This is a genomic window from Halosimplex aquaticum, assembly GCF_028747785.1.
In the GTDB taxonomy this organism is placed as follows: domain Archaea; phylum Halobacteriota; class Halobacteria; order Halobacteriales; family Haloarculaceae; genus Halosimplex; species Halosimplex aquaticum.
This window is the reverse complement of record NZ_CP118158.1, coordinates 1,569,203-1,591,816: the sequence shown is the minus strand read 5'-3', so window position 1 is coordinate 1,591,816 and position 22,614 is coordinate 1,569,203. Positions and strand designations below refer to the sequence as shown.

Below are 22,614 nucleotides of genomic sequence, written 5' to 3'. Positions count from 1 at the left end.
GGTAATTTCGATTGGTAACACGGAATACTCCTCTCTGGCTTCGATTGAGTCTGAAACAACCGAGATCAACTGAATAACCCACGGACTCTTCCCAGAAAGCCGCTCTCTCCGTCGTCATTGGGGGCCTCGCTAATTTCTTCCTGAGTGTCTGTCTTGGCTTCCGTATCAGGCAGATCAACTCCGGCAGGTGGTGTCCCCAACCATCCAACGAATTCCTTTGGAGACTTGATTAACAGGTCTCGGCCACGTTTCTCTACCCGTGCAACTGTAGGAGGATCCCGCATGTAGGTGTAGGTCTCTGTGGACATCTCCTCCGGAAAGGTGACGCGCAGCGTATCTCCCCGGTCCTCAGTAGAAACATCCTCACGTTGGAGCAGATCGTACCACCTGTCTCTCCCGGAGTCATGTTCCTCGTCCGCGGGTCGCCGTGGGAACCAGTCTGGAACGGGTTCGTTGGCGTACTCGTAGATGTCGATCATGACTTCACGGGCGACCCGGAGCGCATCGTCATCGTCAGTCAGCTCAAGATCTCGAGTGAGGAGCTCATGGGTAAACCAGAGGAAGAGGGGGTTCTCTTGATCAATGAGTCGATTTACCTCCGCCTCGCCCTTGTAACTCGTGTCAAAGTTGACGTCGAAATGGAGGATCTTCGCCCTGTTCCGGAACCACTCGTCGGGACGCTTGTCATTGCTGATGAACGCAAATAACGGATAGCTGGCTTCGGAGGTCCAGTTACCCCAGTAGTTCCGGAACGTGTCTAACCGATTGACGGTGTCTTTGGTAATGTCGTCGACGACGACGGGGAATGCCGTGTTAGCAGATCGCATTCCTCGAATCTCTCTCTTTCCTATTTCGTCGGCGTCTACTGGCTGTTTGACGCGGCCGCCACTAATGAGTGATAGCGCGAACTCGGCGAACGTCCCTTTGCCGGCGTCGGATTCTCCGTAAACGTACAAGTTTGGGAGTGCTTTGTCGAGATCGATTCCGTACTGGCTGTAGAAGGCCGCGGTCCGATTGGCAAATGGTGCCCACATCATCCAAAGGAGCGCCTCAGCCATGTGTGCCTTTACGGCGTCTGGATCGTTGCAGTTTCCGTACTTATCAACCGTTTCGAAGTAATCTTGGATACCTTGGAGAGCCGACGCAACTCGGTCGCGATCATCTGGAAGTGGCTGTCCGATTTGATAGACCTTCCCGTCAGCGTGGAACGTCAGGTGGTCGCCGAACTCAACGTTGTTCGGTGTCGCGTTCTGCTCGTCGGATTCGATTCGGGAAACGCGCATCGTTGGGACCTCGAATACGTCACGTTTGTACTGCTGAACGGCCCGCGGAGTAGCTGTTAACGAGTCGCCGGAGAGCGACGCATCGAAATCAGTCATCTTCGCTAACGTCTCAATCGCTTCGTCGCTGTGCCCTACGAGTGAGAGATTGATGCGGGTATCCCCCGAGTCACCAGGGTCAAGCTCGGCTACTGATTCCTCGCCGTTTTTGGCTTCTTCACCCTGACTGACGTCGTCCATCGAGGCCGCCCGTTCTTCAACGGCTTCTTCAACATCCTCGCTGAGGTCGATATCGTCCCCAAGCACGAGATCAACCTTATCAGCCTCTGCCTCAACCCGTTCGTCGAGGCGTCCGTGGAGTTGTCCTACTTCGTCACGGGTTTTGACCTTGCCCTCCGTATAGAGCGTGAGGACCTCTTCACGATCGTCGTCAGTGTTGGCGATACGCTCAGTCAGATCATCGAGGAACGGACCGTTTTTGTTGTACTCGCGGTGCTCTTCGTAGAAGTTCTCCAGGTCCGACCAGAGTTCGGTGGCCGTCGACGTTTCGAATACTGCTCCTGCGTTCGCTTGTCGGGTCCACGCATTGCTGGAAAGATTTGGTGAGCCAATGATTGCGGTGGCTTCGCGGACCGGCGAGAGTTCTGTCTCCTCGGATTCCTCAGATAGCTGTTCTTCGGACGAATCTTTGGATTCCTCCTCTACCGCCGATTCTACTGTCCCAAGCGTCTGCTGATTAGCCGTTTCGTCCCCAGTTGACGAGTCTGGCGTGTCCGACTCGGCTTCTCGGCGAGAAACGTCACTGCTTGGGCCGTATTCAATGAGATACACCTTGCTGTGGACTTCTTTGTTCTCACAGAGGTAGATTACGAGCTTCCCGTCGCGTTTCAATTGTTCAAGTCTATCCGCGAGTTCTGGCTTATCGATGAGACGTTCTCGGTAATCGTCGATATCACCGACGACGACTTCCAGATACTCCAGCGTCTCAACTCGGTCGAATAGTTCGAGGATGAATTTCGGCGAGTCGCAGTACGTAACGACTTTCATTCTGGTCGCATCCTCGAAGTACGACGCAAAACGATTGTAACTCTTGAACAATTCGACCCGACCGCTGTCGTCTCCTCCGAAGGGGAGTTCAAATGATTCCGTCATTTGTAGTGATCTGGTTTTGGTGAGTTGAGATATTTCGTGAAGCGGCCTACTCTACACATATGGGACTCCTTTGAGAAGTTCGCCGTTCAGGAGATACCCTTTCCTCGCATGTTCGGCACACCGGTCCGCATAGTATGTAGTGATCGGCAGGCGGGTCGATCGACTGATCGACGCAACGTGGGCTTCCGACAGCCAATAGGCCTGCTTGGCCAGCGTGGAGAGGTCTGTCGACCCGTGTCGCTTTACGACGCGGATCGGTTGTGGGGTTCCAGGAAGCCGCTCCGGTTTGCCTGTCGTCGCTAGATAGGCGTGATCGGCGTTTTCTGACTCAAATGCAGTCCCTTTCCGTGCACTTTCGAATCGGTCGCCCGTGTAGGAAGCGATACGCGGGTTCCCACTCTTTCGGATCTCGACGAGATCGAACTTTGGGATGAGGTCACTAGCTTTTTCGAGTCGTTCTACGAGGGCCTCGAGATCCAGATAGAACTGGCCGTCGCGATGGATGACGACGTGGTTTGGTGTTCCATCTTCCTCTTCGAGGTAGATATTCAGGAGATTCTTGATGACGTCGACGATATCGTCAATCTGGAATGTTTCTCCGCTCTGCAGCGACGTCGACTGTGATGCAAGAATAGAGCCATCCCCGAGAACGACGTTTGCGCTCGCACCAACGTGCTGTTCGGTTTCAGTGTCGTAGGTGACGTCGAGCCCGATGAATACGTCGGTATCTCCGGGAACATCGTGGACTCGCCACGGGATGCCACCGCATTTTGCTACGAGTCCAGCAGCGATGTTCCCTAAGTAGTCATCTTCGGAAAGGCTGGAGACCGCGACCATCTGGGAGGGGAGTTTTTTCTGTCCGAACTGTTGTTTGAACTCTGGGTACGGGTCGTCGATATCGATCTGATCCTCTATCCAGCCCTCATCCGGTACAACCGCAACGACGCCGTCGAAATCAGTGGCTTGGTCGGCTACCTGGGTGTAGTCGAATTCAGAGCCGAGCGCGTACGCCTCTCGTTCGATCTTCGTTGGACTCGTGCCGTAGGCGTGGAGCTTCTTGAGGAGAAGCCTGACGAAGTCACTACTCTCGTTTTGGTAGCGCTGTGGATAGAGGAAGAGAAGATCGAATGACGAAGGGGACTGATACACTCCGTGCCGGTCAAGTCCCTTGGCTCCGTAAGATGCAGTCTTCCCGTCCTTGAATCGCAGATTCGACCGATTCGAGTTAATCGAAATTTCGTCGTAGCAGACGTTGGAAGGACGGGTTGAAGGCTTTAGCGCTAACGACGGCGTCGTTCCGACCGACTCGATGAACGACCGAGCTATGCTGAACCGTTCGTTAGGCCGTTTTCGAGATACGGATTGGAACCGTCCGTGGAAGTCCCCGTCGAGGAGTTTCAACTGGTCTAGCGTCGGGACCACGGAGCAATACTCGAGCGCCTGGAGTCCGTCCATCGTCCCATAGTCGATCTGGGCCATGATGGGCTCACTGGCAGCGATCGTCTGTATAGTCTCCTCATTGACGTATCCACGCGTCCGGTGATACTCAGCGATGGAGGACCCCATCTCGTCGACGAATTCCTCGTAACCGGTCTCGACTAACTCCTGAACCGTTCCAGTGCCACCGTTCTCATAGACGTCTGTATCGTGCTCGACGGTGACTCCCTCGATCTCGTGACCATTTCGGACGTATTCGGCCGCAGAGAAGGTTGACTGGAGATGGTAGCTGCTGTCCACTCCGCAAATGACAGTCCCATCAGGATCTATCCAGATACGACATTTGTATTCTCTGGAGGCTGTGAAGTCTCCGCTGTTCGCTCGGATTTCCGGCTCAAATTCAATGATAGAGTTGATCGCCTTGACGTCGTACTGACCCGCTAGTGCTGCTTTCAGATCTTGCTTGACGAGTTCTCGAAGTGGCTCCCGATCATCAAATGAACGCGCTTCTAGCGTTTCTACGCCGGTATGCTCTGGCTCGACTGTATGGCCGGCCACTTCTATGGGGTTAGATACCTTGCTGACACTGTAAATCCGAAGAGGGCCGTTTGTCGTTGCCGGTCCTTGCGTTTGATATCGAAACTGGGCTGCTACACGGGCGGTGAAACCAAGAATACCATTTTCGACTCCATCATCTTGTTCGTCTATTCCGCCGGGGACCCGAAGTTGATAGCTATGTACTTGGAGCTCTGGGAGCTCTCCCAGACAGTAATGTAAGAGATAGTTCCCTCTTCCGAGGGAATTAGCCGACTTCGAACTAGTCGAATCTTGGGCTTCGGCTGACTCCTCTTCTGAAAGTTGCCGGATTGCCTCGTCGGTGGCCTCAGAGGGTGTATTATCGAGTGAGACTATGTTGAAATCCCAGGAGGGCTTGAGTTGCTTCTCTCCGTTATAAACGTCGCCCACCGCTTCCTCGAGTCGATACCAACGACCCACGTCCCACTCGTAGGACGCACAGTCATTGTTGTTGAAAATCGTCAGCGCGACATTATTCCCCTCGATATCTGTCAGGACTATCTTCCGGGCTACTGTATGGTGGTCCCACTCGTCGATCTCTACGACTCCCACCGTGATATCGATACGCTCGTCGGACCGGATGTCTGTTCGCGTATTCATCCCTCGTTCCGTAGTTCCGTCAATGCCGGCCTAGGTGATAAACCTAGTGACTAACCCCATCCCAAACTAACAAACTAGAATATACGGCCATCCCAAGGTAAATATACTCGGAAGTCCATGTCGCGACAATGGCATCGAGTGTTCAGACAGCGGAGGACATCGTCTCCACTGCAAAACAGGACGAAAACAGCCTCCGAATTCCCCTCAGGATAGACAGTATAGATGAAACTAAAGACCACGACTATTGGGCACAGATAGTCCACTGTTCTGACGTAACCGGCGTTCACGTGAAGATAACCGTCTTCGAGGACTGTGAGCTCGCCGGGTACGAATTCATCGAGGGGTCCTGGTACGAATTCGATGACGTCAGGCCGGATGTCTATCAAGGTACGATCGGCATTCAGGCAAAATGGGAACGGCAGATTCAGGAGCTAGAAAACTGCCCCGCGCCTTCATCGTCCTCTGGTGATGGTGTCGTCAAAAAACTCGGTGACGCTGAATCCATCGCTGCCTTGGATATTGAGACGATTTCGACTGTATCGGAGAGTGACCGCGAGGCGACGAATCCGGATCATCAGGAAATCCTCTGTATCGGTTTGGGATATCGAGCGGATTGTGACTCGGAAGTCGAGACCGAGGTTCTCTTCCGAGAGGATCAGACGGAGACGGCGGAATTAGAAGCAATCGAAGCAGTTGTCGACTGGATCGAGACACGTGATATCGAGGTTATTGTGACTTTCAGTGGGGCATGGTTCGATTTCCCCGTGCTTCTAGGGCGTGCAAAAAGAGCTGCTGTAGCTACTGGCGAGCCCGAAAGAGGAGACCGAATTCGAACAGTACTCGAATCCCACCATCATGCGGATCTCTCAGCGGCGAAGAATAGAGCTCTCGGCGCAGGATCTCTCGAGGATATGGCCAGCCATGTCGGTTCTCCTGTCCCAACGACCTGCTGGACGGATTACGAGACCGGCCTTTCACCGCGAAACTGGCGAGGTGACCAATGGCAGTTGATGCATGAAAACGGTCGAACACCGCCGTCCTACGATTTGGACGATACGGAGATCTTCAATAGCGACATCCCCTATTTCGGTGCTGCCTGGTTAGAGGCGCTTGCCGATGGATCAGATACGCGCGCAACAGAACTCTATGACTGTATAGAGGATTATACCAAAGCAGACATCCAGCCGCTATTTTCGATTGCCGACCACGAGATCACACAGGGGCAACCGGCGTTCCAGATGTCCTACGATGTGAATGGGGGATAGTTTCGTCCGGTAATATCTCATTCGTGTTTCTACTTCCAGTAGAGCTATAGTACTTAAATAGTCATGTTGGTCAATGGCATCTCCTGGCGACAAAATCGCTCCACAGACCACTGAGAACCACTTCACCGATCCCGTTGAAATCCGGGAGACAGCCTATAATATAGAGAGGTACATCCATCTGGTACCGCTCGATTGGTTCCTCGTCGTCTCGGGCGAAATCCACGCTTGGAACTACGAGCACTACCTCGATAACGAGCAGCACTTCGAAAAGAGAGGTGGGCAGTACTCTATCGACAATGTCTACTTCGAATACGAGCGCGAGCCAAACCCTGATGGAACGGGCAAGCCGTTCAAAATACGAGTAATTGACCCCAACGATGACGAAATCAAATGTCATCCTCGGACCCACTATCTGCTATGGCTACTCGACTACGACGAGGAATCGTACGAAGTCGTTAGAATAGCCCCCACCGAGAGGCACGATGCCGTTCTCGTCACTATCCAAGAGCGACTTCCCCACGTTCCCCGAGAAGATTAGGATACTCTGCTCCAGAGAGTACGAATACTGTCGTAGTAGCTGCTTTGACCCGCTCTCAGAAACGCAAGTTCTAGTAACGAATCAGTCGCTGATCTTCTGCACTGTGTACTTCTTGTCTGCACAGGGGAGCTGGTTGTGAGTACACCAACGGCAGTGGTCGTCCGCCTCGTATTGATTGAACGTCGTCTCGGAGATTTGCTCTATCGACTTCGTGATCGAAGAACGGACTGCTTCTAGATCAGACGCTCCGTATGATCGCGTAACTACTCTCGGTCCGACTTCACCGACGTACGCGTATCCCGCTCGGTGAACTGGTTCGTCATAGAGGTCGCGACAGGCAAGCAAATAGAGGGGAAGCTGCCGATTCGCCTCAATATCACGGGTACGTTCCGTCGCTTTGTAATCGATGACCACGAGCTCGCCATCGGACGTACGATAAACGGCGTCTATGAATCCGACGAGTTCGTGCCCGTCGAACTCGATCTGGAACTGCCGTTCGGCGTCGACGACTTCCCAGCTACTCATCTCGAGTTCGAAGTACCGGTCGATGCAGGCCCTCGCGGCCGGAAGGGCATCACGGGCACGGCGTTGGCCGGCGAGTCGTTCACAAATCTCGTGCCATCCTTCGGGGTCGGTCGTCTCCTTCTCGGCAGCGATCTCTGCTGTATCGTGGAAGAGTAACCCGATATCTTGCTGAGAAACTCCTTCGACCTTGCCACTGGTCTCCCTGTAATCGTCGAAAGCACCGACGACGTAGTCCAAGTAGTGTTGACGCGGACACTCCTCAAACGTCTCCAGCGACGTATAGCTGTGACGCAGTGCGGGCATCGGCGTCGACGGACCGGTGAGGACGTTGACTTCGAACGTTGGCTCTTCGATGGAGGACTCAACGTTCCCCTGTAGTGACTTCGTCGCAAGGGAGAGCACCTGTTCGCGACCCTCATCCGGCTCCAGTCGGTCGCCACTGTAAGTCACGCCACCGCCTACGGACCCGACGACATTGGTCGCCAAAGAGTCCGTCCAGTCGCTAGCCCCAGCCGGGAGACACGCGTTCAGGTCTCGCCAGAGCGGAATGTGACCACTGTCGGGTTCCCAGGGAATCGACGACGGGAGAATTTCATCCACGGCTTCGTGCATGGATGGACCAGGCTTTTCGTCCGATTCTTCCCCTGCACTCTCCTCGTCGCCGCTCTGTCCTTGGAGTACGAGGATGTCTTCTGTACGAGTAAGCCCGACGTGGAGTACGCGCCTCGTCTCTCTCGCGTCACGGGCGACGAAGTCTTCGTCGAACGCGGCTGTTGGACCCGTAGCGAGGGCCTCTTCTAACGCGCCGAACGTTCTCGAACTCGGTTCCCACTCATCGGCCGTGAGTCGAGGCATCAAGACGACGGGGAAGTCGAGACCTTTGCTCTTGTGACCAGTCATGACGTTGACCGCATCGTCCGCCAGATCCGGCTGACTCGATGGAGTGGAACCACTCTCGTCAAGCAACGAATCGTAGTGCTGGAGCGATTCGATGAAATCTGGGGATAACGGTGGTTGGACGGCACCAGTTCCGTACTGCTCTATGACCTCGTCAAGCTGATCCAGATCCCGACGTTCCTGACCGCTTAGGTACCACTCTATGTCAGTCAGGTCTTTGAGCTCTCGATAGAAATGACCGAGCGACGCAGTGTCTCGGAGTTCTAACAGCGTTTTCACGTGGTTTCGGGCCTCTCGTAGGGTATCTGGTTCCTCGAACTGATTGAGAGGCACGTCGAGAAGCGCCGTGAGTAATCCATCATCGTGGTCGTTAAGCAATCGGAGATCGCGATCACAGAGGCGATACCGCATTGTCAAGACACGATTCCAGCTGACCTCGTCTGTCTCGGGACGAGCGAGGGCTTTGAGATACGCGACGACTGTGCCCACGCCGATGGACTCTGTTGCGAGGTCGCCGGATACCTGATAGGGGATTCCGGCTCGGTCGAACGACTCTAGTATAGGCGTCGCGTGGTCGTTCTTCCGTACGAGCAACGCGACATCCTCTGGATCGTAACTCTGATCGAGGTCCTTTGCCTCACCACTGAGCAGATTCCTGACGAGAGTGACTAGCTGTTCCCCTCGCTGCTGAGCCTCCTCTGGCTCTTCGATAACAGCGACTGACGTCCCATCGTAATCGGGTTCCTCGACTCTCGTAAGCGTTTTCTCGAACTGCCGTTCGTCGACGAGTTCGAGGGCCTCGTTAGCCAGATCGAGAATTGGCTGGCGGGAACGGAAGTTCTGCAGTAGTGGTTCGTCCGTGAGGGAGTCGCCATACTTGGCATCGAGCTCGGAGGTAATGTTGTCGACATTCGCCCCTCGCCACTCGTAGATGGCTTGGTCGTCGTCGCCGACGACGAAGAGTCGATCGTCGGAGACTAGCGCGGTGACGAGGTCGAACTGGAGGCGATCCGTGTCCTGAAATTCATCGCAGAATACGTAATCCCACCGACCAGCTATCTCGTCGGCGACGTCACCTTGAAGAAGTTTCTGAGTCTCAACGACGAGTCCGTCGAAGTCGATGAGCCCCCGCTCGGTTAGTTCGCGTTCGTAAGCCTCGTAGCCGGCCGTGAGGTCTCGTGCCGTCTTGCAGTCTTCCAAGAAGTCCTCCAGATGGTCGGGCAGTTCCATCTTCAGGTCGTTTGGAATCCCACTCGGAGCGCCGCTGCTGTACCCGCCGAGGAGGTACTTCGGAAGTTTGTGGGCGTTCTCCGGAAGCGATTGCTCACCGTCCTGGTGGGCCTCAAAGGCTGCCTCTAGTGCATCGCAGAGATCGACGAGACGATCAAGAAAATCTCGGAGACACCCTTCGAGGCCGTCTGATTCGAGGCGTTCCCGTTCAGCGGCGATGTCTCGACTGGCGTCAGGAATCCCATCGAGCACACTACCGACGGAGCGACCGCCGAGGTGGTCACCGGCGATCGATCCAATCCGTTCGGGTAGGCCGTCCAGTTCATAAAGCCGTTCTGCCGGCCCGAGGAAGGAGTCGACATCCGCCGGGACGATACCGTTACGTTTCATCGATTCGATGAACGAGAGGAGTTTCGACGCGGCGCCGTCGGCGAAGGATTCTGGGCCATAGACGTTCGGCTTGACCGATCGGTACTTAATCTCGTCGAGCACGTCGAGGACGATAGCGTACTTTTCGGCGTCAGTGATGATATCGAAGTCCGGATCAACGCCGGCCTCGTAGGCGTAGTCCGTCAAGATCTCGTTGCAGATGGAGTGATAGGTGTACGCGTCAATATCATACCCTGCCGTCCCGAGTTTTGCATTGAGCTTTTCGCGCATCGAATCGGCTGCGTTGTTCGTGAAGGTCAGCGCGAGAATTCGGTCGGGGGAAACGCCCTGTTCGTCGATGAGATTCTCGATCTTCCGCACCATCGTGAAGGTCTTCCCCGTTCCGGCGCCAGCAAGGACACGCATCGGATACGTCTGCGATTCGATGATGGTCTGCTGTTGCTCTCTCGGTGGCTGTTCGTCTTCAGCGACGGGCAGCCAATCGGGCTGCTCCGGAGTCATCGGCTTACCCTCTCGGCGATGTACTCGGTACACGCATCACTGTAGTCACAGTCAGGACAGGCCTCGTCGTTGATCAGATCGAACGGTTTCGGGTCATAGATCTCCGACGTGATCCCATCGTGCGCCTCCTCGATCAATGACCAGATCATGTCGTCGTATTCATCGTAGATACCGGTCGTTTCACGTGGGTATCCTCGAGCAGATACCTCGTAACCGTCGGGTCGGCTGACGAACGATCCTTGGTTCATGAGCCCGTAGAAACTGAACCGGACCGTCATCCCGTCCTCGTACAGCGGCGATAGCTTAATCCCCTCAATGTACGTCGCCGTCTGGAAGGCGTTTTTCACGCGCGTCGGCTCATGGTCGTCACCGTTCCTGTGGTCTTCGAGCCTCGTTGCGGTTCCCGACGAAATGACGTCACGGAGGTTGCGCTTGTAGTCGATCAGGTGGAGCTCGTCCTCTGTCTTGAGGATATTGTCCACTTTTCCTTGCAAACCGCGGCCGTTTCGCTCGAACTCGACCCATCTCTCCGTTTCGACGGAGTTTCTGGCGTGCTCGATACCGTCCCCACCATTCGGATTGAAGAACGTATCCAGCGCTGCGCGATTCTCCGCCCGCTGGAACTCTTGGTGTGATTGAGACGCATAGTCGGCGGGATCGATGTGATCGGCCCAGGTTTCCTCGAAGGTAGCCATCGCCCGAGCGTGGATCTGCTCGGGTTCGTCGGAAGGTTCTGTCTCGTTACAGACGACCTCTATTGTTTCATGATACGCGAGCCCCTGATTGAGATACAGCGTCGTCTCGTCGGGTGTTTCGACACGCTGTTCGTACTTGTGATCGTACTTCCGGGCACAGTCTGCATACGTGGCCAGTCGCGACGGCGAGAGGTAAACGACGTCACTCACGGCGGATCTCCCCCATAGCGAAGTCGACACGCGCATGAAGTGCATCTCTCAGCCTTTCTCCGCGACGACCGCTGTTTTCGAGAAGCTCGTGAACCTCTGCGAGATCCGCCTCGAGGTCATCGAGTGATACGGTCACGTCTTGACTGCGACTGCGCCGAACGTCGGATAGCGCCCGATCGACGCGCGATAGAAGATACTCTTCGGCTGCTCGTTCACTTCGGATCGTCTCGTCTGGCGCCTCGGTGATCCAGGAGAGTGTCCGATAGGAGTCTGCGAGAAAGCGAGAAGCCTGTGTCCGCTCTTCCAGTGCCGTGTCCTCGTATTCGTAGAGGCAACAGTACAGTCGGTCCGTCGCGGCCGCCGCACCTGATGCCAAACGCCGTCGCGATAGTTCCGCGTAATATCGCCTAAGAGGTCGGCTTGATTCGGTTGAGTCAGTGCTGAAGGTTGCCTCGACATCGTCAGCGTCGACATTCGTCACGCCGGGATAATCTGGCATTCCAGCCACGCGTTCCTGTGGAAACAGCCTCGTCAACCAGGCATCCCCAGGATACTCCTCATCGACGAGATCGAGAAGAAAGACAGCACGGTATCGCCCATTCTTGATCGCTTCGACGTGATCGACCTGAACGCCACCGTCGCGTTCGGTGGCGCTCGTCTGATTATGCTGGGGCGCATACTCGTGTGCTCGTTCTAACATGGCCGCGAACGACTGCCAACTCGTGTCGATGAACGCGGTGTCCTCAACGAATGACGCCATTCGGAACACGCGCTCGACGTCGCTGAACTGGGAGCGGGCATCCAGAGGATCGTTCTCGTCGGCGATGCGGTGCTTCAAGTTCGAATCAGTGGCCCAACGACGAAGGGGAGCAGCAAGTCCGTTCATGGCCTCGATGTCCTCGAGGAGTTCTTGATCTAGCGTGGAGTAATCGTCGAGAATCTCATCCCGCTGCTCTCCGCCTGACGCGAGGTAACGAGTCACCTGCAAAAGCTCTCGAACGGCAGTATCGTCGCCGAACCCTACGACAGTGGACGATTCGGTCGGCAGGCCAGAGCGTTCTAGTCCCCGGAGAGTATCTGTAAGGGCCGAACCACTGTGCTGGAGTCCGACTGCGAAGTCGTCATAGTCCCATTCTTCCGTCTCGCGGAGTCGTTCGATTTCGTCAGCGACCTGGTGGAGCTGCTCGTCCGAGGTTTCGGCGGCTAGAATGTTTACCTGACCCCGCTCAGGATCGTCGGGCACGATTCCGCGAGCCCAGTATGCAGCCGCTGCATCGGGACGTCTGGCGATGTCGTCTCGGTCGAGCGTTTCCTCGTCGGTGAACGAGACTTGGTCGGCAAGTGATCCGGACTCCATTCGCGTTCGACGAATGCTGGCGTCCGTTTCTGCGACGCACACGAGGTCTACTCCGTCGGAAATCGTCTGCAGGTAGCGGCGGTCAGAGGGCAAGAACTCCTCGAACTCAACCACGAGAATAGCCGAAGCGTCGACGATATCGTTTCGCTGATCGGGGTCCTCCAGGACGGATGTCGCTTCGTTGATTAGCTGACCCCGGACCATGTGGTCGTGATCGGCGAGCCACTCGTGGAACGCATCTCGTACTGAGGCTATTTCCTCTAGCTCTCGCGTCGTATCGAGGGCAGCGTTTTGCCACGTCGCGGTTTCCATGAGTCCGCCGATGTCCTCTGCAAACGACGGTTGTTGGACGGCTCGGTGGAGGTAATCACACTCCCAGTCGTAGTCCTCGAGAAATCGGTGGACGAGTTCACGACGGAGGGTATCCGAAAGGATCGTCCGATCGTCAGTTTTGTTGACTACTTCCGTCGCCTGTACGACGAGCGATGTCACGCGAGGAACAGTGGCACCTGGAACTACATCATCGAGGAGCGTGCGGAATGTACCCATGCTCGTCGGCGATCCGGTGTGTACGAGTATCTCCTCGGAGTCGTATTCGTCGAGCAGTTGCTGATATCGGTCTACGACAACGTCTCTGACCATACCGCTAGCGAATGGGGTCATAATCAGTGACCCATCGAACGAGTGCTCACCGGGCACGGGATGACCTCCCGACCTGTATCGAAGTCGCAAGCGTTGGGGAACCAACCGATGACATAGCCAGTAGCTTCGGTTGAAGGACCAAATACATATCCCCTGACTCGATTCCCCGATCGGAGAGACTGCCGACACTCACGAGTCGGATGTTCCCTGCAGTTCTGCACGCACCTTTCCGACGCGGTCTTCGACGTCGTTCTGGATGCTGCGCAACTCCTCGTCGATCTCGTTTGCCGCCTCGCGGATGTTCGTCGTCTTCGTTCGAACCCGGCTGAAGCGACCGATGGCGTCCTCGATTTCTCCGACATCGTTCTGAATGGCTTCTGGCTCGAGGTCTGCCCCCGCATCGACGTAGGACTGGACGGCGCGAGCCCGCGCCCAGTTGATGGCGATGCGAAGAAATCCGGGTTCGACATCGTCGTCTTCGTCCGCACTCAACGCAACAGAGAGCCGGTCATCGTCGAACTCCTGGAAGTATCCGACCTTGTCCGGCACATACGACTCGCACTCGAAGACAATGAGCGCGTAGTCGGCGTCCCGGTTTTCGATGGCCTCGGCCAACTCTTCCTTGATCTTTGGCTGTGAGTAGTTCGTTGCACTCTTGGCCTCGACGACGATTCGCTGACCGGTGTCACCCAGAGTAACCACGAAGTCCCCGACCTTCCGATCCGCACGCTCACCGAGTTCCTCGCCGGTCGGTTCGACCTCATCCGTCGTATTTCGGACGACGTCTCCGAGGATGTTACCGACGGTCTCCTCGAAGTCATCACCCTTGAGAGTTGTCTCCTGTTTCAGTTCCTCTCGCGTCTCCTCTTCTGTTTCTCGTTCTTCGATCTTATCCCGCAGAGACCGGATCTCGTCCAGCAGTGCGGACTTCAGACGGTACGTGGGAGTCCCCTCGTCGTCTGGGTCGAGTGCTTCCTGAATCCGTTCGCCGTCCTCACCCAACTCCTCATCGAGCCTGTCGACGAACGGCCCGTCCTCACTGAACGCGTGTTCGATGTGTTCTTGGAGCTTTCCGTCCTCTCCAAGATGCTTTTGAAAAATCTCGGGGACGTCACCATCGCTCCCGAACCGTTCCTCGACTTCGTCTTCGATACGCTCGATTTCAGCTTCGAACTCCTGGTGCATCTCACTGAACTTCCGCTCGACAAACTCCTCTTCGCGAGAGGTCTCGGCGAGCTGTAGGGTTTTTACGCCCACGTTCAGCGCATACTGGATCGCCTCTTCTCGGTCCTCAGCTTCGATTTCCTCCAAGTATTCCACCACATCTGAGTTCGTGATCTCTAGCTCAGAGACCTGGACACGATCTGCCGCCAGTTCTACTTTGGGGGCCGGTTTCTGACTCATGCGCTTTCAACACATGAGGGTGTCATAGAAAGCCTCACACACGAGGACGCAGGGTGTTGGAACTGTGTCTACGAGCGCCAGCACCCTGCAAGAAGAGGGTTCTATCGACGAGTTCTTCAATGTCGTGGCTACCGAGACGCTCGCGTTGTTCGAGCATCTTGAGTTCGACTTTTTCAGCGAGTTCGACGTGTTCGCCCCCGCTCGCCGGGGGCGAACACGAGACCACCACCCACCAGAACTCTTCCGAGCGTTCCTCCACTGCTACTACAAGGACATCTACGGCATTCGCCCGGTCACACGAGAACTCCAGAACACGGTCGTCTGGCTCAGCTGTGGCTTCGATCGACCGCCCTCAAGAGACGCGGTCGATCGCTTCCTCACCGACCTCGAACACGTCGTCGACGAAGTCTTCGACCACCTCGTCGAGCAGGCCGCCGCCCGCGGCCTGCTCGACATGACCTACCGAATCGATTCGACGGACGTGCGAGCGATGCCATCCGACCCAGATGCGTCGAAGAACTACGACCCAACCGCTGAGGAGTACTATTACGGCTACGGCTGTACGATCGTCTCAACCGGCGCAAAGATCCCGATTGCAGCCGAGTTCACCGAGAGCAAACAAGCCGCAGAAGAGACGGCGATGCGCGTCACCCGTGACGCGCTCGCCGTCGCCCGCCGATCTGGATGCTCGGTGACAGCGCCTACGACACGCTCGACTGGCACGACCTCCTGCTGACCGCAGGAGTCGTGCCAATCGCCCCGTACAACCCGCGAAACACCGACGATCCGCTCAATATCAAGTACAGAGTCGAAGACCGCATCGAGAAACACAGTGACGAGATTCAGCTCAAACAGTCGATCCTAGACGAGACGTACAACCGCCGGAGTCAGGTCGAGCGAACGAACGATGCGGTCAAGGACTGCGGCCTCGGGACGCTACGCGCCCGAGGCCGCGTCCACGCCCGAGCGCAGGTGTTCCTTGCGCTCTGCGTTCGACTCGTCGTCGCCGTCACCAACTACGAACGAGGTGACAATCCGGGAAGCACCGTCATCACGGTATGAGATGGATTCTATGACACCCTCAGTAAGCGTATTCGCATGCTTTCGTTGTCAAATGAAATATAGTTAATCCCATTGTTTTTTCAACTGGGCAAGAGTGATGGACTCTGGCAATCTTGCTTTCCTGTGTCGATCCCTTTGAATTCCACACTCATCCGACCCACCGCCCCTTGTCATCGAGCCAGCTAACGCCCAGTGGACGTTCTGAGGGAGATTTTGCTTGCTGAAAGTAGAACATAGGTACTCTTCAGTTCCCCAAATATTCCAGTTCGCATCTATCCATGACGATACGCCACTCATCCTCGCCGTTTTCCTTCCCCTCATGCTCACGAGCCTCCAGGGAGATAGTCTGGCCACAAGGATTCCGACTGTTGAACGTCACGACGTGAGGGACCTGTTTGCAGGATAAATCCACGGGGGAAAATTCTCTCGGAAAGTCGTGATATCGCCAATCTCTTCCTCACACACGACGCCCCCAGAACTGTCGTAGCCGACGATACTAACCTCACGAATTGGTTCCCAGTCACCGTGAACACCCATATCCGGTCTTGCACGGATAACGATCGATTCAGCAGTCTCCTCTAGTATGCCGACGCCAGTAAATGATAACTTCCGGTGTGAGTCAGGATTCGAAAGACAGCCAGCTGAAGAGGCCATCGAAAGACCCGTCAAGAGTAGGGCTTTTCGCCTCGATATATGGTTAGTCATCTGTCGATGGGATATCTCTGAAATCATTAGTCATCAACTCTTCCAAACTAAAACCATAGCGTACTGTCACTACCGTGTTTGGGCTGCCAGTTGTCGACATAATACTCTACTGACTGTTGGTCCCAGAATTCGGGTTTTTCGGCGCCAGATCCACTGTTTCCGACGTTTCGTCGTCACCACCACCGACGCCAAATTGACCGGCACAGAAATCCCCGCTGTAACACTCGGCGATGTGGCCGGACCCTTTGTCGTCGAGCCAGCCAGCGCCCAGGCCCCGGCCGAGTTCACTCACATTCGATCGGTTCTTCGACCCAGAGGTCTCGCTCTTCGTCGTATACCATTTTGTTCACTGTTACGCCCTGGGAACAGGGGTCGCGCTCAATCTCGTATGTGAGCGCGTGTGGAAACTGTTCACACGTAAGCGTTACAGAGTTACCGCCGCCCACGTATTCTGCATCGATCTCGCCGATGGCTTGACGACAGATCACGGCACCGTTTTCGTCAAGACCGACAGCGGAGACGTTCTTGAACGACTCCCAGTCGCCAGTGACGCCAAGTCCGATCTCACCTTCGATGGTATATGTCGAACCGGTCTGGTTGACACTTACGGAATCAAATCCAAGTTCCGCATGAGACCTCGAATGACAACCGCTAATTAGAATCATCGCAGATGCCACGAATGTTAAGAATTCTCGTTTTGAAATTTGTTCAATCATCTGTAGACGGGACATCATTAAAATCGATTGTCAACAATTCCTCAATGCTATATCGATATGTTTCGAAAGGGGATCCGATGGGATCGCCAGTTTCTCCCATTATACTCCATTCTGCCGTTTGAATCCCTCTGCCCGGAATTTCGATCCTCTCTGGCGTTTCGTCGTCACCACCGCCGACGCCAAACTGACCGACACAGAAATCTCCGCTATAACACTCGGCGATGTGGCCGGACCCTTTGTCGTCGAGCCAGCCGATTCCCAGGCCGTGGCCGAGTTCGTGCATCGTCGTACTCTTCAACGTCCCGACGTCGCTTAATTCTGGTTGGTCAGCCAATATGACCGACCCGTACGGTGCGGTCGGGATCAGATTGCGTTGGCCTGGCGACCCCGTGTGACCTTCGATTCCGTCAACGCCGGAACCGATGAAAGGGTCGTGAGTCGACAATATCGGTGTGTCAGCCGCGTAGTTCGTCGCGAACAGGATGTGATGTCTACTGGTGTCATCGTGATACTGGTCTTCTACCTTGTCGAGTTCGTGCGCGTTCAACCCAGGAAGGGTGACTGTGCCACCGCAGGTAGGCCCGGGCCCAGCCCGAGGCTGTTTGCAGACACTAGTTACGTTGGCAGTCGTGAGACGGTCATCCCGGTGGAAGACGATATTGAGTCCATAGAGGGCATAGTTCTCTTCGATCGAGTCGAGCAGACTTTGCCCGCCGATGGTCTCGTTGTACGGGTTTTGCCCTTCGATCCAGTCCACCTCGACGTGCAGAGTCGTTCGCTGGTCCAGACTAGGTGTCGGCGTTTCCGGGGCGGTCCCCCAGTGGAGTTCACCGAGATGGATATTCGAGTGTTCGCGGTTGCCGTCACTGTCGACATCCGTACCTGCTATCGGACTCGAAACATTATGAATTCCGGCCTGTTCAGAGACTACTTCGTCGCCTTCGACCCCGTCCCCGGTGGATAGATGCTCCTGATACAGAACGACGTTATCAGACCACGCAACGCCGTAGACACCGATCCAGCCGTCCCAGTAGCCGTCGCCATCGGTGTCGACATCCGCTGGATTCGTGCCGTAACTCACACTCTCGTCGGTCTTGACGACACTGCGGCCGTTGACTTTCGTCAGCCCCTGGACTTCCTGGCCGTCGGTTAGCCCGTCGTCGTCCGAGTCGGGGTCCCAGACTCCGAGCTCGCCTGAATTGAACACTTGCCACCTAAGTTCCTCCTCATTCGACAGCCACGTATCGGTGCGCGTCGTCCCGTCTAGCGCCGTGAAGTCTAACCGGTCGACGAAGTTCCCACCGCTATCGGACCAGACGAAGTCGAAGTCATCGGTCCGGTCGGTCAGCACGAGGTCGTCGACGCGGCCGCGCCGCTCGACGATATCCATGTCTACCGCGGCGTCGCGCTAACTGTTCGAAACGAGGTTCTCTAGCATCTGCTGGTGGACACCGGTCACCGGTGCCTCCGCTACCGAAGAGTTCGAGTTCAAACGATTCCAGACCACGAGCAAGACAATAATCGAACGTCCTCTACCCAATACTGAGATTCGCTACATCTGACCTCAGAAACCGGTTATCTGATTTATATCTGTTAGATCTTGTCCAACACTCCGGTTGTTATTACAGAATCGGATTTAGCTTCGAAGCTTCCAGCATCCGTATACTATTCGTGCTCCCAGTATTAGAATCCCAACTCCGGTAAAAATAATGAAGACGAACCCTTCCCAGGCGAGCAACCCATGTGACCCCCCACCTCGTATTTCCGAAATTGCACCCCAGATCCATACCGCAAAAGCACCGATGAAGAGGGTCTCCGATACGATGATCAATCTGTCGGTCAGAGCCAGGTGATAGATCCACCCACACAAGCGACGGAACCGAACTGACACTCGGAGCGCTAGCACCACTAGAGCGACCACAGCGAATATCGGCATCCCGAAATATGAGAGTATACCAATATATCCGTCCCACGCTCCGTCTGGTTGTACTTTCAGAGCCGCTATATATATCAAAATGACCGCCGTTAAGAGCAACTCTACTATCACGATATACATATCAGTGATCAGTAGATTCAGGGACGGGGAAAGGCCATCAGGCGCGAGCGGACTATCCATTGACCGTTATGTCTGAAGGTGTATACTTACCCATTGAACCCATGATAGTTCAGATCCATAGCCACCCCATAAAGGTGTTACTAATTGACATAAATCTGGTGCGGATTTCCTGTAGCGAGGTCCCCCTCGGAATCGAGGCCACGTTCCGTTCGTGGCAGTCGATGGAATTCCGGCACCAGCCGTCGGGCACGGGTTTCTTGATCCAGCGGGGCGGTTTCTGTTTCTGCCCACAACAATTGTCTCTGTTCCCACCGAAAGTGGGAACATGGCGAAGGTGGATTCGAAGGGACGAATCGTCCTCCCGAAGGAGCTACGAGAGCGGCTCGGTATCACTCCCGGGACGGAAGTCGACATTCACGAAGAAGGCGGGAAAGCGGTCGTCGAACCGGAAGACGACCCCGACGAAATCATCGACCGCATGGAGCACCTCGTCGAAGAAACGTCGCCGGAGCGAGGAGAGACGACTCCGCTCACCGACGGAACCGACCCGATCGCCCAGAAGCATCGAGCGGCTGTTCGGAACTGCGCAGCCGAGACCGACGATGAGTGACGCTGGTGGCCCGTATCTTTTCGATGTCGGAGTGATCGCCCTCGCGCACACACAGGCCCCCGGTCGTGACGCCGCGCTCTCGTACGTCCGAGACGCCATCGAAGGCGACATCGATGCAGTAATTCCGTATCCTGCGTTGTTCGGTGCGCATACCGTCTTGACGACATGTTACGGACGTTCGAACGCGGACGCATCTCGACTGCTCCAGAATTTCATGGACGCAAAGCGGATCCGGTGGTACGACGGGATGCCCGAAGACGTCGTTTGGGAGGGGCTCTCTCGGGCGAGTGAAGCGAACGTCGGCGGATGGGATGGATACTACGCCCAAGTAGCGATCGACGAAGGGGTGAATACTGTTTTGACGATCGACGACGCCTTCGGACGATTCGACGCATTCGACACCGAGGTCATTCTCTCACCCGACGAATTCGCCGAATTGAACGAGTTTCTCGGACGCTGATCCCGCCTTCCATTCTGCGAACGGGGCCATATTCCAAACGCTTGTTCCGTACCAATCACTGGATAGTCCGATCGGTCTCTGTTCCAGCGTCCGGACCGTCTCGCCGACCAGCAGAGACGGTGACTGTTACTGCCAACACGGAGGAGGGAGTGACAACCAAGGCACAAAAATAGATTTCAGAGAACCATTATCACGTCGTCGTCCGTCCGAAGCAATGCACATGCCAGAGCAATCCGATCCCGAGCTGCCACCGCTCCCGTACGACTACGACGCCCTCGAACCGCACATCAGCGAGCAGGTGCTGACGTGGCACCACGACACCCACCACCAGGGCTACGTCAACGGCCTCGCTTCGGCCGAGGAGACCCTCGCCGACGCGCGCGAGTCCGGTGATTACTCCTCGACGGCGGGCGCGCTGGGCAACGTCACCCACAACGGCTGTGGGCACTACCTGCACACGCTGTTCTGGGAGAACATGGCCCCGAACGGCGGCGGCGAGCCTGACGGCGAGCTGGCCGACCGCATCGAGGAGGATTTCGGCTCCTACGAGGGCTGGAAGGGCGAGTTCGAGGCCGCCGCGTCCGCTGCGGGCGGCTGGGCGCTGCTGGTCTACGACCCCGTCGCCAAACAACTGCGGAATATCGCCGTGGACAAGCACGACCAGGGCGCACTGTGGGGCGCACACCCGATCCTCGCGCTGGACGTCTGGGAACACTCCTACTACTACGACTACGGCCCCGACCGCGGCAGCTTCATCGACGCCTTCTTCGAAGTCGTCGACTGGGACGAGGTCGCCGACCAGTACGACACCATCGTCTCCCGCATCGAAGGCTGAGGCGGCCTCTCGGTGGGCATCTTCCGTCTTTCCTGAAGTGAGGTTCTAGCCTCCATTCGACCCGACATTACGCCGAGATCGTAGCGGACGATGGGCAAGGAAGTGTCGGGATTTACGGATGACGGCTCCAACAGATCGGTCGTGCCTGCTGAACTGACGCCCGACTTCCCGCTATTTCTCGGTGGGATGCTCGCGGGTATCTGCGGCGCCGTCGCCGCCCTCGTGTATGTGGTCGCGCTTCCAGGGTCCCCTGCAGTCGCGCTCGCATATGGCTTCGCAGCACTCGCGGTAGTATTTCTCGCGATAGGTGCCCTTGCAGGGGCTGGCCTTTGGTTGTGGGGTCAAGGGTAGCCTGTCTATCTGGCCCCCTGTGAGTGCTTCGTCCGAGGGTCAGTGTCCTCACCTGGCACCCCATAATCACCAAGAAAATTACGTATTTGGCGGGCAGGTTGCCTTGGCAATGGACGATTTTGATTTTACGAGCGTTGTCCGGGTTCTCGAAGCGAGTAGAGGCAAAATCATAACTTGAATTATAGTACAGATCACAGGGCGACTAAAATCGATATCGAAGAATAATATTTACTGACTCCTTATGATTTCCGTTGTCGATGAAGGCTGTTGCTCTGCTGCGCTTACTCAGTGGAGATGAATTGGTCAGATATTTGGACGAATAATTTATTTTATATTTCTTGAAACCCACCCTACTGATGGCGGGATCATTTCGTACTCGATTCCCTCTCTCGGAGGCCAAATTGAGCCCAGTGTAGTCGCCAGACAAGGCCCCAGTAAACAAGAGAATCGGGAGAAAACCCCTTTCAGATTCGGTTTTTCTGTCGATACAGGCTATGCGACTCGCCGCTAAATTAGAAAAAACATGCCGTCGATCGTGGCTAGACTGGGGTGGATGGACGCCATCGCGAAACGGCGTGGAGAGCCCAGCGTGGGCAATTTTGCGGGAAGACGGCCGTCTCTGCGGAGACGACCGAAACCCGGTGCTGCTGAATACATGTCAACCCGGGGGTCCGCGATGTCCCCGAAATCGGAAAAGGTTGGCAATAGCGACGGTGTACGGCCAACCTTGAAACCTCTCGGGGTTCGTAGGTGTCCGGTGCAGCCTGGATCACCCGTCCGCTCAGCGCAGGGATTTCACCGGTCTCCGCCCACTCGGCAGTCCATCACGCCGCGCACGCGTCGTGGGTGGGCAATCTAGGCACGATCCAGCCAGATTCCGTCTCTTATAGCGGCGGGTTCGCCACCCTGTATCGACGAAACACTGGGGATACACCGGGGTTTTCCCGTCACATTTCCCTATATCGAGCCTTGGCCGGGGAGGCTGTGATCGACGGTGCTCTATCCTGGCTCTCCCCCCAACAGATGGCGCTTTCGCGACCATGTGGAGTCGGATTCCATCTATGTCGAACCGACGACAAGATGGGGTAACGGGCACTGTCTAGTTGAGTCAGTTTGAGAA

Annotated in this window: 14 protein-coding genes and 1 pseudogene; 6 read left to right on the top strand and 9 right to left on the bottom strand. The window is 55.8% G+C overall.

Going from position 1 to position 22,614, the window contains the following annotated elements; genetic code table 11:
• Positions 1-65: 65 nt before the first annotated feature.
• A complete protein-coding gene (locus tag PSC72_RS07910; protein WP_274325343.1) occupies positions 66-2,432 on the bottom strand; it encodes a tyrosyl-DNA phosphodiesterase in 2,367 nt (788 codons plus the stop codon).
• A gap of 51 nt (positions 2,433-2,483) precedes the next feature.
• Positions 2,484-4,997, bottom strand: a complete 2,514-nt coding sequence (locus PSC72_RS07905; RefSeq protein ID WP_274325342.1) for a Piwi domain-containing protein — start codon at positions 4,995-4,997, stop codon at positions 2,484-2,486.
• Between the two features lie 176 nt (positions 4,998-5,173).
• Between PSC72_RS07905 and PSC72_RS07900 the strand changes: the two genes are divergently transcribed.
• Both PSC72_RS07900 and PSC72_RS07895 read left to right on the top strand, forming a co-directional pair.
• Positions 5,174-6,310, top strand: coding sequence for a hypothetical protein (locus PSC72_RS07900; protein WP_082223408.1), 1,137 nt, complete (start codon positions 5,174-5,176; stop codon positions 6,308-6,310).
• Between the two features lie 73 nt (positions 6,311-6,383).
• Complete coding sequence (locus tag PSC72_RS07895; RefSeq protein WP_274325341.1) at positions 6,384-6,848, top strand: hypothetical protein; 465 nt, start codon at positions 6,384-6,386, stop codon at positions 6,846-6,848.
• 81 nt (positions 6,849-6,929) lie between these two features.
• Here the strand turns inward: PSC72_RS07895 and PSC72_RS07890 are convergent, their stop codons facing one another.
• From PSC72_RS07890 to PSC72_RS07875, 4 genes are all read right to left on the bottom strand, one after another.
• Complete coding sequence (locus PSC72_RS07890) at positions 6,930-10,391, bottom strand: ATP-dependent helicase (protein ID WP_274325340.1); 3,462 nt, start codon at positions 10,389-10,391, stop codon at positions 6,930-6,932.
• Positions 10,388-11,296 (bottom strand): PD-(D/E)XK nuclease family protein, encoded by a 909-nt coding sequence (locus tag PSC72_RS07885; protein WP_274325339.1) that lies wholly within the window; start codon positions 11,294-11,296, stop codon positions 10,388-10,390. The genes PSC72_RS07890 and PSC72_RS07885 overlap by 4 nt, the downstream gene beginning before the upstream one ends.
• Positions 11,289-13,295 (bottom strand): PD-(D/E)XK nuclease family protein, encoded by a 2,007-nt coding sequence (locus tag PSC72_RS07880; RefSeq protein ID WP_274325338.1) that lies wholly within the window; start codon positions 13,293-13,295, stop codon positions 11,289-11,291. The genes PSC72_RS07885 and PSC72_RS07880 overlap by 8 nt, the downstream gene beginning before the upstream one ends.
• 189 nt (positions 13,296-13,484) lie before the next feature.
• Positions 13,485-14,699, bottom strand: coding sequence for a hypothetical protein (locus tag PSC72_RS07875; RefSeq protein ID WP_274325337.1), 1,215 nt, complete (start codon positions 14,697-14,699; stop codon positions 13,485-13,487).
• Positions 14,700-14,763: 64 nt separating this feature from the next.
• Between PSC72_RS07875 and PSC72_RS07870 the strand changes: the two are divergent.
• A pseudogene (locus tag PSC72_RS07870) lies at positions 14,764-15,761 on the top strand (transposase).
• 375 nt (positions 15,762-16,136) lie between these two features.
• Here the strand turns inward: PSC72_RS07870 and PSC72_RS07865 are convergent.
• From PSC72_RS07865 to PSC72_RS07855, 3 genes are all read right to left on the bottom strand, one after another.
• Positions 16,137-16,466, bottom strand: a complete 330-nt coding sequence (locus PSC72_RS07865) for a hypothetical protein (RefSeq protein ID WP_274325336.1) — start codon at positions 16,464-16,466, stop codon at positions 16,137-16,139.
• Positions 16,467-16,750: 284 nt separating this feature from the next.
• Positions 16,751-17,143: a hypothetical protein gene (locus PSC72_RS07860; RefSeq protein ID WP_274325335.1), complete on the bottom strand. Its 393-nt coding sequence runs from the start codon at positions 17,141-17,143 to the stop codon at positions 16,751-16,753.
• Between the two features lie 31 nt (positions 17,144-17,174).
• Positions 17,175-18,572 carry a hypothetical protein gene (locus PSC72_RS07855; RefSeq protein ID WP_274325334.1) on the bottom strand — a complete coding sequence of 466 codons (1,398 nt, stop codon included), beginning with the start codon at positions 18,570-18,572 and terminating at the stop codon, positions 17,175-17,177.
• 991 nt (positions 18,573-19,563) lie between these two features.
• On the opposite strand from PSC72_RS07855, the gene PSC72_RS07850 reads away from it, so the two are divergent.
• From PSC72_RS07850 to sod, 3 genes are all read left to right on the top strand, one after another.
• Entirely contained in the window at positions 19,564-19,848 is a 285-nt protein-coding gene (locus PSC72_RS07850) for an AbrB/MazE/SpoVT family DNA-binding domain-containing protein (protein ID WP_382261852.1), read from the top strand.
• On the top strand, positions 19,841-20,308 hold the full coding sequence (locus PSC72_RS07845) for a hypothetical protein (protein WP_274325332.1): 468 nt from the start codon (positions 19,841-19,843) through the stop codon (positions 20,306-20,308). The genes PSC72_RS07850 and PSC72_RS07845 overlap by 8 nt, the downstream gene beginning before the upstream one ends.
• Before the next feature lie 220 nt (positions 20,309-20,528).
• Entirely contained in the window at positions 20,529-21,143 is a 615-nt protein-coding gene (gene sod / locus PSC72_RS07840) for a superoxide dismutase (RefSeq protein ID WP_274325331.1), read from the top strand.
• Positions 21,144-22,614 lie beyond the last annotated feature (1,471 nt).